20 protein-coding genes are annotated in these 12,681 nt (G+C 41.4%); all 20 read right to left on the bottom strand.

Annotated features, from left to right (window positions below):
• Window positions 1-597 (bottom strand): hypothetical protein, encoded by a 597-nt coding sequence (locus tag J3L18_RS15125; protein WP_129571099.1) that lies wholly within the window; start codon window positions 595-597, stop codon window positions 1-3.
• Window positions 597-1,049 carry a phage virion morphogenesis protein gene (locus J3L18_RS15120; protein ID WP_189549404.1) on the bottom strand — a complete coding sequence of 151 codons (453 nt, stop codon included), beginning with the start codon at window positions 1,047-1,049 and terminating at the stop codon, window positions 597-599. Before J3L18_RS15120 ends, J3L18_RS15125 begins: the two co-directional genes overlap by 1 nt.
• Window positions 994-1,206 carry a hypothetical protein gene (locus J3L18_RS15115; protein WP_189549406.1) on the bottom strand — a complete coding sequence of 71 codons (213 nt, stop codon included), beginning with the start codon at window positions 1,204-1,206 and terminating at the stop codon, window positions 994-996. Before J3L18_RS15115 ends, J3L18_RS15120 begins: the two co-directional genes overlap by 56 nt.
• A gap of 15 nt (window positions 1,207-1,221) precedes the next feature.
• Window positions 1,222-1,521 carry a hypothetical protein gene (locus J3L18_RS15110; RefSeq protein WP_129571101.1) on the bottom strand — a complete coding sequence of 100 codons (300 nt, stop codon included), beginning with the start codon at window positions 1,519-1,521 and terminating at the stop codon, window positions 1,222-1,224.
• Window positions 1,518-1,829 carry a hypothetical protein gene (locus J3L18_RS15105; protein WP_129571102.1) on the bottom strand — a complete coding sequence of 104 codons (312 nt, stop codon included), beginning with the start codon at window positions 1,827-1,829 and terminating at the stop codon, window positions 1,518-1,520. The genes J3L18_RS15110 and J3L18_RS15105 overlap by 4 nt, the downstream gene beginning before the upstream one ends.
• 7 nt (window positions 1,830-1,836) lie before the next feature.
• Window positions 1,837-2,616 (bottom strand): putative phage head morphogenesis protein, encoded by a 780-nt coding sequence (locus J3L18_RS15100; protein WP_129571103.1) that lies wholly within the window; start codon window positions 2,614-2,616, stop codon window positions 1,837-1,839.
• A gap of 2 nt (window positions 2,617-2,618) precedes the next feature.
• Entirely contained in the window at window positions 2,619-4,004 is a 1,386-nt protein-coding gene (locus tag J3L18_RS15095) for a phage portal protein family protein (protein WP_129571104.1), read from the bottom strand.
• A gap of 1 nt (window position 4,005) precedes the next feature.
• The gene (locus tag J3L18_RS15090; RefSeq protein WP_129571105.1) at window positions 4,006-4,878 is read right to left on the bottom strand and encodes a hypothetical protein; all 873 of its coding nucleotides are present in this window, start codon (window positions 4,876-4,878) and stop codon (window positions 4,006-4,008) included.
• Between the two features lie 29 nt (window positions 4,879-4,907).
• Complete coding sequence (locus J3L18_RS15085) at window positions 4,908-6,434, bottom strand: PBSX family phage terminase large subunit (protein ID WP_129571106.1); 1,527 nt, start codon at window positions 6,432-6,434, stop codon at window positions 4,908-4,910.
• Complete coding sequence (locus tag J3L18_RS15080; RefSeq protein WP_129571107.1) at window positions 6,412-6,828, bottom strand: terminase; 417 nt, start codon at window positions 6,826-6,828, stop codon at window positions 6,412-6,414. The genes J3L18_RS15085 and J3L18_RS15080 overlap by 23 nt, the downstream gene beginning before the upstream one ends.
• Before the next feature lie 71 nt (window positions 6,829-6,899).
• On the bottom strand, window positions 6,900-7,208 hold the full coding sequence (locus tag J3L18_RS15075; RefSeq protein WP_129571108.1) for a hypothetical protein: 309 nt from the start codon (window positions 7,206-7,208) through the stop codon (window positions 6,900-6,902).
• The gene (locus tag J3L18_RS15070; protein WP_129571109.1) at window positions 7,196-7,720 is read right to left on the bottom strand and encodes a PDDEXK family nuclease; all 525 of its coding nucleotides are present in this window, start codon (window positions 7,718-7,720) and stop codon (window positions 7,196-7,198) included. Before J3L18_RS15070 ends, J3L18_RS15075 begins: the two co-directional genes overlap by 13 nt.
• Window positions 7,717-7,842: a hypothetical protein gene (locus J3L18_RS15065; protein ID WP_262511180.1), complete on the bottom strand. Its 126-nt coding sequence runs from the start codon at window positions 7,840-7,842 to the stop codon at window positions 7,717-7,719. The genes J3L18_RS15070 and J3L18_RS15065 overlap by 4 nt, the downstream gene beginning before the upstream one ends.
• Window positions 7,839-8,843 carry a DUF4373 domain-containing protein gene (locus J3L18_RS15060; protein WP_129571110.1) on the bottom strand — a complete coding sequence of 335 codons (1,005 nt, stop codon included), beginning with the start codon at window positions 8,841-8,843 and terminating at the stop codon, window positions 7,839-7,841. The genes J3L18_RS15065 and J3L18_RS15060 overlap by 4 nt, the downstream gene beginning before the upstream one ends.
• Window positions 8,844-8,860: 17 nt before the next feature.
• Window positions 8,861-10,405, bottom strand: coding sequence for a replicative DNA helicase (gene dnaB, locus J3L18_RS15055; RefSeq protein ID WP_129571111.1), 1,545 nt, complete (start codon window positions 10,403-10,405; stop codon window positions 8,861-8,863).
• Window positions 10,406-10,407: 2 nt separating this feature from the next.
• A complete protein-coding gene (locus tag J3L18_RS15050; RefSeq protein WP_129571112.1) occupies window positions 10,408-10,950 on the bottom strand; it encodes an SPFH domain-containing protein in 543 nt (180 codons plus the stop codon).
• Window positions 10,951-10,953: 3 nt separating this feature from the next.
• Complete coding sequence (locus J3L18_RS15045) at window positions 10,954-11,145, bottom strand: hypothetical protein (protein WP_129571113.1); 192 nt, start codon at window positions 11,143-11,145, stop codon at window positions 10,954-10,956.
• A 63-nt stretch (window positions 11,146-11,208) separates the two neighbouring features.
• Window positions 11,209-11,334 carry a hypothetical protein gene (locus tag J3L18_RS15040; protein ID WP_262511181.1) on the bottom strand — a complete coding sequence of 42 codons (126 nt, stop codon included), beginning with the start codon at window positions 11,332-11,334 and terminating at the stop codon, window positions 11,209-11,211.
• 236 nt (window positions 11,335-11,570) lie between these two features.
• Entirely contained in the window at window positions 11,571-11,912 is a 342-nt protein-coding gene (locus J3L18_RS15035; protein ID WP_129571114.1) for a hypothetical protein, read from the bottom strand.
• Window positions 11,913-11,930: 18 nt separating this feature from the next.
• Window positions 11,931-12,281: a hypothetical protein gene (locus J3L18_RS15030; RefSeq protein ID WP_129571115.1), complete on the bottom strand. Its 351-nt coding sequence runs from the start codon at window positions 12,279-12,281 to the stop codon at window positions 11,931-11,933.
• Window positions 12,282-12,681: the final 400 nt, after the last annotated feature.

The following is a 12,681-nucleotide window of genomic DNA, read 5'->3' as shown; positions in this document are numbered from 1 at the left end:
TTAAATTTTTGGTATTCTATATTCGCCTATGCCCAGAATAGAAAAGCCTGGTATGTTATTAACTTTTTCAACGTCAATTTCCAGATCAGTAGGAGGGGTACTATCAATATACTTACCACTTACCGGATCATAAGGGCTGCCTTTACTGTCTATAAAGTGACATTTAAAATCAATCTCATAGACATATACACTTTTGTGATTGTAATTTTGTTGATCTGTTACATGCACAAGTGCACCGCAACCTGTAGGTTCAAAGTTTGATAATAAAGATACAATATTGTCTCGCAAATCAAAAATACCTAAGTCCTGCCCAAAGGTGCCATCAGCTGAATCTGCAAGCCAGTGTCCAATATGAATCCTGAAAACTATATCGCTCACATCAAATCCACATCCTATGCGATTATACTCTGATGGGTTAATAACCTCAACAAAAGCAGCGGGTAAAGGGAAAGCTTCGTGATCTCCAGAATCAAACTTATTGAACTGGTCGTTCCATACCCGGGCAAACAATGATGTTGACTGATTGTCCATGTTGATCACTTGCATTGTAGTTAACTTTGCAAGTACATCCGTTATCGGTGATTTTATTCCAGACATTATGCTGCTGATGTAAAAGCTTGTTTTAAATAATTATCAATTCTTCGTCTTAATATAGCTCTTAACTCCGGACTATCGCCCATGTATCTCCGGGATACCATCTTTTCGTTACCATAGTTGACGTATTTAGCATAAGGAACAATATTTTCATTCATCTTCAGCGTTACAGTAAAATTATACGCTGAATAGGTAATTCTGGCACGGCCGGCAAGATTTGAAACTTCTCGTCTTAAAAATCCTGTTTTGCCCTGCAAAATGGGTTTAGTTCTTCGACTCAGCCCTTTAAACTTTGGATACTTGTATTCCGGTGTATCCTTTATTCGCCTCTGAACTTCCTTCCATGGTGTTCCATTCCAGCCTTGTTGGCGAAACGATTTTAAAAAATAGTTTTGAGCATCATTTGCAATCAGCCTGGGTAGGTCCCGCTTGATTGCTTTGATGTTCTTGATCACCTGCTGAAAGTTGAATTTGCTCATCTTCTTTTCGCTTAGGCATCTGAACAATAACAGCATCCTGTTCAGGAACAACGGACATATCATCTTCATTTAAGTTAAATGAAAAGCGTATTGCGCCTGTATTTGGATTTTCTGTTATTCTTATTTTTGTCATGCCACGAATGTACAATTAATTCATTAAATACACTTTAGGTTTTCCATCTGCGACTAATTCGTGGTATAGTGGCTTAACCTGCAGAGAACTTCCTTGAGTGACGATCACATCATCAAACTCGATTTCACCATTACTTAAGTCGTAGGCTGGTATCTGCTCAAGCACATATCCTTTGAACATGGTCCAGTGGATAAAATCCAAACGGATATAAGCTACCTTGCGGCCTTGTTTCTCGTAATGGTTAATGCAAGCGGCAACCATATCAACGGCGATATTACCGGTTTGCTTGTAAGGGCCTTTCTTTTTTTCGCTCATGCTGATTTTAATAAAAAAGTATCTTTTCTTTTAGTATCCGAATGTTTTTGTATATATCCCAGATCGAGCATTGCCTCAATACTGTCATCGTTTACGTTCACAAATGGGAACCACTCGGGATTATTATGCCCGCAACAACACCCGGTTGTTTGTATTCCTAAATCCCAAAGAGTTTGTATTTCATCGACAATACACGGATCAAGACAGACACATGGTGATAAGCCATCAGCTATCCGGCGAGTCTTGTCTTTTTGGCTATCCGGAAGTTCGATAACTACTTGTTGGAAGTACCGCTCTTCATTAGTCATATTTGGTTTACAGTTGCACATCTTTATCTGGTATTGGTAAATTGAAATTGTTTTTAGCAAACTTTTTATCCTCTTTAGGTACATCGAAGTAAGGATGATGCTTATTGAAAACTTCGCCAGTTTGACCGGGGTTATTCCTGAATAAATCTGGTATCTTGTCCATATTAGGTTGTAATTGTTTAAGAAATGTCTCATCACTCGCAGGCTCGCTACTGTCATAGCTTTCCAAAATGCAAAAGCAACCAAAGTGAAGCAGGGGGCTGGCTATTTTCCATATCTTATCGCCAACTGGCGCGGTAAGGCCATCGAAAGGGTTACATATTGGACAAGGCTTACCGTTGGTGCTGAATTTTAGCATCGGCAATATATCCTTGTTGGCCTCAATATCCTGCCACCGCTGCGCTTGCTGTGCCTGGCCAACGGTAGTTTTATGTTCAGCTGCAAGCCAATCTTCATTGTATTTCCCGTAAACAGCCTGTGCTTCGGCTTTATATTGACTGAGCGGCTTCAACTTGCCATTTTCATCGGTAAGCAACTCGCCGGCTTCTTTAACAAACTGAAATGTTTTCGCGCCGGAAAACAAGTATATGTTTTCCCTAAGATCGAGCAATGTGTCCAAAACTTCACCTTCAAAATCGGCTAAGTCTCCACCGAAACCTTCATATAGAGCGGTCTTTAAATAATCAGCAATAGCTAAATACAGGTCTTTAGGTAAATTACGGTCTGTAATTGTGCCATCATGGATGCCTTTAAGCAGATCCTCTATTTGTTGGTCAGAGTACTGCATGTTTAGCTATAAAGTTTTTTAAGTTTATTTTTTATCTTATCACTCACTTTTTCAGCAGATGCAGGCTCCTTTTTATCATCTTCATTACCTGGTAAAGCCTGCGGCGCCGGAGTTGGGATAATGGTTGTCGGTATTCCAGTTCGTTTCTCGAAATAAGCAGCATCCATTTGCAGCCCAGCGTTTTTCATTACTTGGGCGATGTCTGCGGTTGCTTTGTTGCTGGTATCTTCCCGGTTTCTGGTTTCGTTAACTTCATCGTCATTCTTAAATTTCCATGTACCCTCCGGAATGATGAAACCAAGGTTCCTCATTTTTGGGATTAGCTGATTATTGACAATCTCTTCGATACGGGTACCATCTTCACTTTGGGTTTCACTCAATGCAAGGCTGGCGGGAGTTTGATCTCCCTGCGTAGCTCCAAGTTTGCCGGGTGTACTATCTAAAGCATCTGCATGACCAAGCATAAGTTTACTGATCTTGGCCTCACACCTCTTTTCAAGATTATCATAACCGTTCCATCCTGTACCTGCCAGTGCAGCTTCCAGAAAAGATATATCATCAGTAGGATCGGTAATCGCATAGCCATTGCTGCCCATGTTACGAAGATCTTGCTCTAACTGGCCGCGCTCATCTTCATCGGTTTTATTGGTTTTGGCCCATACATATGGCATTGAATAACGCTCTACGAAATCTCCATTGAAACCGAGTATATTTCGCAGGAATATTTCATAAAGGCCTATGGTGTAAAACAGGCCATAACCACAAGGGCTTGCACCATCATCGCTGGTGGTATCAACATAGACATGCCAATCGGCAACGTCATTATCCCTGAAATCTTTACCTTGATTGGCATAGATGTATGAAGTTACGTTAAAACGATCTGGGCTTACATTCCAACGTTTAACCAGGTTCAACTCCGGAAATTCGTCATTAACGACATTGCCAAGCGCTATGAGACTGTAGCCATAATCTTCGGCATCTATCGAATAAATCATGAATTTAGTAAACCAACGTTTTTTAAATAGATTAGTGATATCAACAATTTCTTCACCGTCGTCACCGAAGAAACCAAACTGCCTTTGCGTAGTAAGCCTGCGGCGTTTTCTTACACATGCCTTAACATGCCCGTTCAGAGCGGTATCCAAAAACAACCTCTGCATTTTTACCCTTTGAGGGTAGTATGCAAATTCAGCCTCAGCAATTGCCTCACGCCACGACCTAACATCTTGTTTGATACGGGTAAGCTGTACCGGAGCTATGAAGGAAGTTAAATTTTTCTTGACATTATCGGGAAGATTACGCTGACCCTGCAATCCTGTATTTGAAACTGCGAGCCCATTAGTTGGCGTAGTTACTACCGGCAAATTTGAATGTTTGGTTTTTGCCATTTCAATAACTGTTATTTAGTTTGGTATTGCCGCCGAAGCGTATTCTGTGGCCCTGGTTAGGCTGTTTAACCGGCAAGTTAGGCGTTACGTTGCCGACAGCAGCATCCTTCAGCCATTGGATCGCCATATTGTAATTAAACACCCTTAATTCAGGAATGTTATTGGGGCTAATGCGTTGATGAACATAGAAAAGTACGATATCGATGCAGGTTTGAACCATTTGTTGCGATCTGTTATCGCCTTTTGTCCACAAGGCATTGGAGATTTCCGTACCGGCAGGGATGCTGAATGACGAACCTGTTCCCCATTGTGAATTTGGCTGGCCGTTAACCAGGTAGTCAGGAAAATAGTTGATAGGAGGGATGCTTGACTGCTGGCTGTATTGAATCCTATCAGGATATGAACTTGATGACACTGCAGTATAAGTTTTTCCCTTCCAGTAAACCTGATCATCCGTGTTGTAAAACGTATTGATGTTGAACATCGGTTTTGGTAAGGCGCCGAAATACTTGTCGTATTGCCTCCCGATCAATATCCATTTTGAAGGATCGAAAACTCCTGTAGTGGTAGCATTTGCGCTGTATAGATTACCGTTATAAGTTGCTAAGTCGCCGGCAGAATAGTTAGTTGATTGCAGGAAACCGGGGGCATCAAGATAAACACGATCTCCGGCATTGTAAATTCGGCTGATGTCCCAAATCATCGTATCAGTAAATTCGGAAGATGTATCATATTTCTGCACGAGGTATGATATACATTTCTCCTGGGCCGTTTGCTGCCATTCATAAAGGATACTATCATCGCTCCCCGTTACTTGAGCAAGATTCAAACTTTGGATTTGTTTCCGATAATCTGGTAAAATTAGATAACTCATATTATTAATTTAATTACCAATGGTAATAATCAATAGCTGTTTTTACTTATTGCCCGGCCGCTTACAACCTTGACTTTCTTGCCACCTCTTAGATACTCCTGGTATTCATTTGCAAATGCAACTGTAATCAAATATCGCTTAGCATCACTTGGGTGTCCAAACTCTTCATATTGCACTTTGGTAACCGGATTTGTCTTTTTAGATTTCTTAAGCGTACCATCACTATCCTCAAGCGCGTACTGGTAATCATAAATCGACTTGTTACATTTTGTGCCTATTTCAATCGAAAGGCCCGGAATATTACCCGCATAAATTTCGTTTATGAATCCCCCGCTCTGAACAATAGAGGGGTTAACGGATTGCATACGTAAAGTTGGAGAATAATTTTGTAAGTTTTGTATAATTTTGGTGAAAAAGTTCTCTCCCTTTTCCAATTTCGTATCTTCTTTGATTGATGTGCGGTCTCCGTACACAAAAAGACCTTTAACGCGTTGTTGCGGATATCGCTTAATAAATTCAGCGCTCACATGACTAACCCGGTTTCTCGGGTCAGGAAGACATATCTCATCAATTTGAATAATTCGTTTTAAAACAGAGTTATCCGACTGCTTTTCATGAATGATCTGCCATATGAGACATGTCAGGTAAGGGTTAACGTTTTCGTCCCAGCTAATGTGTAAAGGATGATCTTCATCCCAAACGGCATTAACGATATGTGTGTTGGGGTTGAAGTCTTTCCAGAACTCACCGCCAACTCGAAGTTTACCCCAGTTGCCTAAGCCGTAAATCTGGTAATAATTGTTGTCACGTATTTTGTCATGCTCAAAATCATCTATTACATGCTGATCCACGAAACCACCAATTTGAACCAATTCTCCTGCTTCGTTCACGGCCCATCGGCCAACAATGAAGCAGTTATCGAGGTAGTTCGTTTTCATAACTACCAGGTTACCCTTTTCATTTACCCACATTCCAGAGATATCGCTATCTTGCTCAATCAGATTTTCAACATCGAAAATTTTTTCCTTGATCCAATGTTCTTCACTGATTGGGTTGAAAATACAGATGATTTGCTGGCCAACCTTACCACGAAGACGTTTCCTGATCTGCTTTAGGTCAATCTCGTCGAACTGACTTACTTCTTCCATAATCACTCGTTTGAACCTTGAAATACCCTTGATTTTTTCACTATCATCAAGTCCTCGGAACCGGACGTATGAGCCGGTAACAATGCATTTGATAAAATTCTGCTGAATAATGAAAAGGTGCTTAATGCCCCAATCTGCAATTATACTCTCGAAATCTGCAAAGATACTGTCCTTGATGTCGACAGCAAACTTGCGTAGTACCAAAGCATTTTCATTTTCCCCGGAAAGCATTTTAACGATCTGCAGCTGTACTACCGAATAGGTTTTACTTGCGGATGAGCCGCCATATAACCAGATGTAGCGAATCAACAAATTATCAAATGCCCTAAGCAGGTGCCAATAAACGTTGTTGAACAGGTTAGGATTAAAATCAATATCAACGACCTTAGTCTTCTTCTTTGGTACCATATCCAATCCTTATGGTGGTGCTTCCGTCAATGGTGCCAGAGTGCTCAGTTCTATCTTTGTAAACCTCTGGTTTCTTGCCCTTAAGCAAGAATATCAGCAATGTATCTGAAAATTCCTGAACCTTACCAACCAGCTTTCCATTTTGAAAAATAGGCTTGGTGGTGCCGTGATAGGCCCGGCGCTGAGCCTCATCCTCAAGCATGTCAATCCCGATTTGAACAGACTTATCATAAGCCTCTTTGAAAGCAACATCTTTTTCGAGCCAGTCATAAATAGTTCGCCTCGGCACTTTCGATTTCTTGCAAGACATCGTGATATTGCCTGTGGCCTCAAGCTGCAAAAGAAAAGCGGCTTGTAAAGCTTTTTTATTGTTCTTAGTTCGGAGATTGGCCATTTTTTAATAGTGCGGACGGTGCAATATACAAAAAGTAAAATTATAACTTTAATTACCAATAGTAATAAAAATTAAAAATAAAATTGCCTGATGATACAGTATCCGGTTTTCAACCTTGGATGAGCACCGGCATATTGTTTGTAATCGAGATTGACCTTTTCAACTTTAAGTTTGTTTGGGTTCTTGATTGTTTTAACCATGGAGGCATGACCAATGTGAAACTTGGAGCAGAAGATGCACTGATAGCCAACCATTTCGATTCGCGTATTTCCTTTCATGCATAACCTGGCGGCAGCTTGTGAAGCTTCAGCTTTGCTTTCATACTGGTCTTTGCCGTCGCATGACCGTTCTTTTTCGAGTCCAAGTTTTACAGTGAGCATAATTTTTTTATCAGGTCAAGTGTTTTGAGGGTCGTTAATTCGTTTGGTTCGACAGATATCAGTTTCCATCCGTTAGCCTGGGCAAGGTTAGATTTTTCCATGTCACGCTTGATACCGGTACCTGAACTGTGACCGCTGTTTCCTTTGGCCCATATGCCACCGTTTACTTCGATGGCAATTTTTAAATGTGTCGAATTCGACATAATTGGAACAGCATAATCAAACCGGTATTCGCGTTCAGTGCTGAAGTAGAACTCCGGCCAGACATCGAGGTTAAGTTCTTGCTTGATGAGCTTGATGAATACATCGGTTTGTTTTTCTTTGTTTGCTATGTTGCGGGTATCATCAATCCAGCCTGTTTTGGTGTGAGTAGTTCTTGGCTTTCGCTTTTGAGTTGTTTCCAAAATGGAAAGTGTTGCGGCTTGGCCGGGTGGATATAACACTCCCTGATGCTCCACATAACCACGCTTCCGGCAATCATCGATGATGGCTTTTGCTAATGCTCGTTTCATTCAATTTCTTTTTTAAGCTTCCATCCTTTGGGATTTTTGTGATATTGCATGGGATACTTTGCAGGTATTTCGTAACCTGGTTTCCTTTTGGCCCGGCGTTTGGGTTCTTTTGGATTACTCATGGATCATTTTTGGGAATCGTTAAGTCTGGGAATTGTTGATTGGGTAATTTTACTTTTTGAGCAACAGCGTTACCGAACTTGTTAGCGAGCTGCTGGGTTATGCTTTCGATCGGCTTCGGTTCAGTTTGAGCAGGTTCTGGCTTGAAATAGCGAACAAACTTTCCATGATCATCTTTTTCAGTTTTGTAACCATGGTTATTGATCAAGTGTTTGCCGTATTGCTGATGATCAGAAGGGGATAATTTCCTGTCAAGATCTGCATCGTAGTAATCGGGCCATGCGCGAGAATTTGATGCAGGTTTCGTGCTGCCTGCTGATCCGTTATTTTTTTCTATTGAAATCCAATATTTGATTTTCGAGGTCAGATTTTTTGGCCAGTTATTTTCATACTCATCAATAAACTTGTTGGTTTTTTCAGTACAAAATTCATTAGTCCAGTTACGGTCTGAGCTTAACAATTTAAACAACCCTAAAACCTCATCAAAAACAGAGAGAGAGGGAGAGTTCTTTACTCTCTCTTCTTTTTTATTCTTTTTTATTCTCTTCTCTTCTCTTCTCTGCGGCAAACTTCCTGTAACATCTATGCATTCTTCCGGAATAATGTCAGATTCTTCTGGAATTAATCGGTATTCTTCCTGAATAATATTATCGCTTCGTTTTGAAATCTGGCACATATTTTTAAATCTACTTTGAATAGATTTTGACGTTATGATACCAAACTTAGTCAATAATGAATTGTCGAAAAGCTTAATTAAGCAGCAGTAATTTACAATATCGAGCACACGCTGTTCCTGTAAATCCCAGTATTCTGCAATGTCGAAAGCCACATTAGCATCCCATTCAAGATAATAACCTTTGACGCGGTACAGCTCGTTCAAAATGTGATCGTAAACACATACTCCATCGCATTTAAATTCCTTCTTCAGGCGTTTAATCTTGATGTCCTGATACCTATCAGTATCGTTTCGATAAAAGGCGAAGCCCTGTTTTGCGTTAGCCATGGTGGGTAATAAATGGGTTAAAAAGGTGGTTCATCATCAATGTCATCAGACTGATTAATACTGATATCAAAGTTTCGGTTAGGTGTTATGCCGGCGAACGGGTTTGGTATAGCTGGTGTCGTTGCAACCGATGGGAGGTCATCCAGGTTCTCAAACTTCACGTACTTACCTACAAACTTTAACGGCACGGCCCCGGTCTCCCCGTTGCGATGCTTAGCAATAATCACCTCACCAATCCCGGCAGTAGGGTTACCATCTTCATCCTCTGTCAAGCCGTAATATTCGGGCCTGTAAAGGAAGAGTACCATATCGGCATCCTGCTCGATAGAACCGGATTCACGAAGATCAGATAACATTGGTCGCTTACTCCCGCCCGGCCTGTTCTCTACGGCCCTGCTTAATTGCGATAAAGCAAGCACAGGCACATCAAGCTCTTTTGCTACCGACTTCAGGGCCCGGCTGATACTGCCAATCTCCTGCTCCCGGTTGCCGCCGCCAAATTTATTATCAGGCGACTTACCCTGCATTAGCTGCAGGTAGTCCACTATAATCAACTGGATATCGTGTTGTGACTTTAAACGCCGGCATTTCGCCCGGAATTCAAATATAGTTAAAGAGGGCGTATCGTCAATGATAAGTTTTGAACGTTCGAGCCGTCCGACACTGTTGTGTATTTTTTGCCATTCAAAGTCCTCAAGGTTTCCCTTACGGATTTTCTCCTGCTCAATTTCGCTTTCCCCGGATACCAGACGGTTGACGAGCTGTACCGAAGACATCTCTAAGGAGAATACGACCACTGGCTTATCAAAATCAACCGCGGCATTTCGGGCGCAGCTTAATACAAAAGCAGTCTTCCCCATGGCCGGGCGTGCAGCTATGATCACCAGGTCGCTTCGCTGCCATCCGGAAGTAACACGATCCAGTTTTGTGAACCCGCTTGGTATACCGGTGAGGCCGTCCTTTTTATCCTTGAGGGCTTCGATATTGGCCAGTGTTTCATGCAATAAATCATCCATCATGCGGCTGTCGCGTTTGAGGTTATTCTGCCCTATGTCGAATAAATTCTTTTCGGCAAGGTCTAACAGCTCGAACACATCAGAAGTGTCCTCATAAGCCACATTTATGATATCAGTTGCAATCCTGATCAGTTCACGCTGGATATGCTTCTGCAAAATTATGTGTGAGTGAAACTGAATGTTTGCAGCCGATGCAACGCGCTCTGTGAGTTGGGTGATATAGTAAGCCCCGCCAATCATTTCAAGGTCACCTGCCTTGCGTAGTGCAGCCGTAACCGTTAAAATGTCTATTGGTTCATTCTTCTCAAATAAAGTTTTGATAACAGCGAAGATCTTGCCGTTATTGGTTTGGTAAAATACTTCAGGTTTGAGCAGGTCGATCACTTCGGATAGCGCGTCGCGTTCAAGCATGAGTGCGCCCAGTACGGCCTCTTCCAGGTCGGTAGCCTGCGGTTGCAGCTTGCCGCCGTGGTACGCTGGTGTAGTAGGAGACAGGCGTGTTCGCCGGTCCTGTGAGTAGGGACGATTTGTATTATTATTGCTCATAATTATTTCTTTTCATTTAAGTCAATACCCCTATCTGACCAGCTTTGATCCTGAATTAACCGGTAAGTCCTTACTACAGCGAAGTTTAATAACTTGAAATAGCCAATATTTATCCCATAAGGAGTTGTCTTTAACTTAGATAAAACAACATTCTCAATATCAATAGCGGCGATGTTGGCAATTTCGTTTTGATAAATAAAGTCAGCTATGGCACCCATGGCAATGTTTGATATGGTCAGCTCCGGGTGCACCATTTGATTATATAGAAGTTCGATATCCGATATTTCATATCCTATGCTGCCATTGAGGGTAACTGTTTTAAAATCTTTCGAGGTTAATGTTTGCATTGGCATACTGATCACACGAAGCCTGTCGCACTGAATATAAACAGTGTCTAAAAATGGGATTCGAAAATGAACGCCACCCGGTAGCAGCTTCTGATATTTGCCAAATCTTACCCTGATGCCTTGTTCCCAAGGTTGCACGACTATCCAGAATTTTACGATGTTTAATAGATAATCGATTAGTCCTTTTATACTTTCCATTGTTTAAATAATTAGTTTACCTTTCAAATAGGCCTGCACGGTCCTCGAAACTTCGGTGATTGATATGCCGAGTTTCCGGGCAATTGCAGGCTGTGTGTTTACTTCATCAAACTTGTAGGCGATGATGATGGCCTTTTGGTCACGTGTAGCCGGCATGCGATATCTCGGAAGCATAGGGTCAAGTTTAGCTTCCATTGCTTCGTAATACTTATCAAGCAAGGCAAGATGTACTGCAATACGATCATTTAAAGCCTCACGTTAATCGATCAGTTTGATCCATGCATCAGTATCACGCACAGCCTTTGCTTCGGCGATATCAGCGGTTAGCTGTTCAAGCCTGGCAAATAGGTATTGACTGATCAATGTGATGGCTTCGTAGTTCACTCTGGTAACTCAATATTAAGATGCACTCGTTTGTTGCCGGGTATCCATGTATTGGTAGATGCCGTTTTTAAATACCCATTCAAAGCTTTTTCAAGTCGTATCAATTCAGGGTCTGGCTCCCAATTTTCATGTACGTTGTCTTGTTGAAGGTCGCAAACATCGACTTCGTGAAAAGATGTTGGAGTACAGATACAAAGCTTTAAATCAGAAGGTTTTAAATCTTCTCTATCTTCACATTACATGATAATATCATCTTCACTAAAGAAAAAGGTATCACTATCCCAAATACACAAAGGAGTTTTGCCATCCCACTCAATCAATTCAAGCTTATTGAAATTTTCGCTGTCTATTTTTAGTTCGCAGCTTGTACAGTGTCTTTGGTAAGTATAATCTTTTTCAAATTCTTTACCGCATATTAGGCAATCTGCATGGGTAGCCAATTGATCTTTGCTTATTCGGTCTGCCCAATATATGGTGCCGTTGACTTCAAATGTATTATGCTCCCGCATAGCCTTTCCTTCAACAATATCCTTGAGGTTGATTTTAGGATTTGGATTTTTTAATTGTGAATTTTTCATGTTATTTATTTTGATTGTTTATTCTTCTATTACAGAAAGTGATTGCAGGTTATCCATAACCTCTTTAACCTGGCTAAGCGGAAGGCCAATGAAGTAATGGAAGACACGGTAAAGCTCACCGGCATAATCTTCCACAAATTCAGGATCTGTTACCTTAAGCTGAACGCGCGGGTTGGACAGCAAATGTGTTTGAATAGCCTGGGCATCTTTTGCGATGCGTCCGGCAAACATATTAGCCTGCGGGTTTTTGAAGTTCACATCCATGTCGGCCATGTGTTCCATTTTGATTAGTTCAGCCATGATCAACATGAACTGAACGGAGCGCTGGATTCTGTTCGCACGCTCGGGTGTCATTACTTGCTTTATCATCTTGATTTTTTGTTAGCAGCCCATCTTTTTGAAGTATTCGTGAAATACGGTGAATACTCCTTTATTCCAGAACCCCCACCATCTGATGTATTTAAACCTAATTATCAATGTCCATGCTGGCTTTGCATTAATCAGTTCAACGAAATGAACATGGGAGGCTTTGCGGTAATACGGGATCAAAGGATACATTCTTTGCCTGTTAAATAACGGTAGCCCATCACCTCCGATAGCTCCGTTATAAGTGCAATCATTATATCCACGCCAGATTGGGATTGTTATAAAGTTCCAAGGATGATCGTGCAAGCTACTGTTGTCATCACTCCTATGAAATTTATGAAGATAAACAGCAAATTTACTCGACGATAAAAATTCCCACCTTGTTAGGTATGGACTGTCGTAA

This window comes from Mucilaginibacter gossypii (assembly GCF_017569325.2).
Classification (GTDB): Bacteria; Bacteroidota; Bacteroidia; order Sphingobacteriales; family Sphingobacteriaceae; genus Mucilaginibacter; species Mucilaginibacter gossypii.
The sequence above is the reverse complement of the archived record's forward strand: the minus strand, read 5'-3'. Positions and strand labels throughout refer to the sequence as shown.

Excerpts from the sequence above, each read along its gene's own strand:
- J3L18_RS15125 (WP_129571099.1), bottom strand. The coding sequence starts at position 597 with ATGTCTGGAATAAAATCACCGATAACGGATGTACTTGCAAAGTTAACT.
- J3L18_RS15115 (WP_189549406.1), bottom strand. The coding sequence starts at position 1,206 with ATGACAAAAATAAGAATAACAGAAAATCCAAATACAGGCGCAATACGC.
- J3L18_RS15110 (WP_129571101.1), bottom strand. The coding sequence starts at position 1,521 with ATGAGCGAAAAAAAGAAAGGCCCTTACAAGCAAACCGGTAATATCGCC.
- J3L18_RS15105 (WP_129571102.1), bottom strand. The coding sequence starts at position 1,829 with ATGACTAATGAAGAGCGGTACTTCCAACAAGTAGTTATCGAACTTCCG.
- J3L18_RS15100 (WP_129571103.1), bottom strand. The coding sequence starts at position 2,616 with ATGCAGTACTCTGACCAACAAATAGAGGATCTGCTTAAAGGCATCCAT.
- J3L18_RS15095 (WP_129571104.1), bottom strand. The coding sequence starts at position 4,004 with ATGGCAAAAACCAAACATTCAAATTTGCCGGTAGTAACTACGCCAACT.
- J3L18_RS15090 (WP_129571105.1), bottom strand. The coding sequence starts at position 4,878 with ATGAGTTATCTAATTTTACCAGATTATCGGAAACAAATCCAAAGTTTG.
- J3L18_RS15085 (WP_129571106.1), bottom strand. The coding sequence starts at position 6,434 with ATGGTACCAAAGAAGAAGACTAAGGTCGTTGATATTGATTTTAATCCT.
- J3L18_RS15080 (WP_129571107.1), bottom strand. The coding sequence starts at position 6,828 with ATGGCCAATCTCCGAACTAAGAACAATAAAAAAGCTTTACAAGCCGCT.
- J3L18_RS15075 (WP_129571108.1), bottom strand. The coding sequence starts at position 7,208 with ATGCTCACTGTAAAACTTGGACTCGAAAAAGAACGGTCATGCGACGGC.
- J3L18_RS15070 (WP_129571109.1), bottom strand. The coding sequence starts at position 7,720 with ATGAAACGAGCATTAGCAAAAGCCATCATCGATGATTGCCGGAAGCGT.
- J3L18_RS15065 (WP_262511180.1), bottom strand. The coding sequence starts at position 7,842 with ATGAGTAATCCAAAAGAACCCAAACGCCGGGCCAAAAGGAAACCAGGT.
- J3L18_RS15060 (WP_129571110.1), bottom strand. The coding sequence starts at position 8,843 with ATGGCTAACGCAAAACAGGGCTTCGCCTTTTATCGAAACGATACTGAT.
- dnaB (WP_129571111.1), bottom strand. The coding sequence starts at position 10,405 with ATGAGCAATAATAATACAAATCGTCCCTACTCACAGGACCGGCGAACA.
- J3L18_RS15050 (WP_129571112.1), bottom strand. The coding sequence starts at position 10,950 with ATGGAAAGTATAAAAGGACTAATCGATTATCTATTAAACATCGTAAAA.
- J3L18_RS15045 (WP_129571113.1), bottom strand. The coding sequence starts at position 11,145 with ATGGAAGCTAAACTTGACCCTATGCTTCCGAGATATCGCATGCCGGCT.
- J3L18_RS15035 (WP_129571114.1), bottom strand. The coding sequence starts at position 11,912 with ATGAAAAATTCACAATTAAAAAATCCAAATCCTAAAATCAACCTCAAG.
- J3L18_RS15030 (WP_129571115.1), bottom strand. The coding sequence starts at position 12,281 with ATGATAAAGCAAGTAATGACACCCGAGCGTGCGAACAGAATCCAGCGC.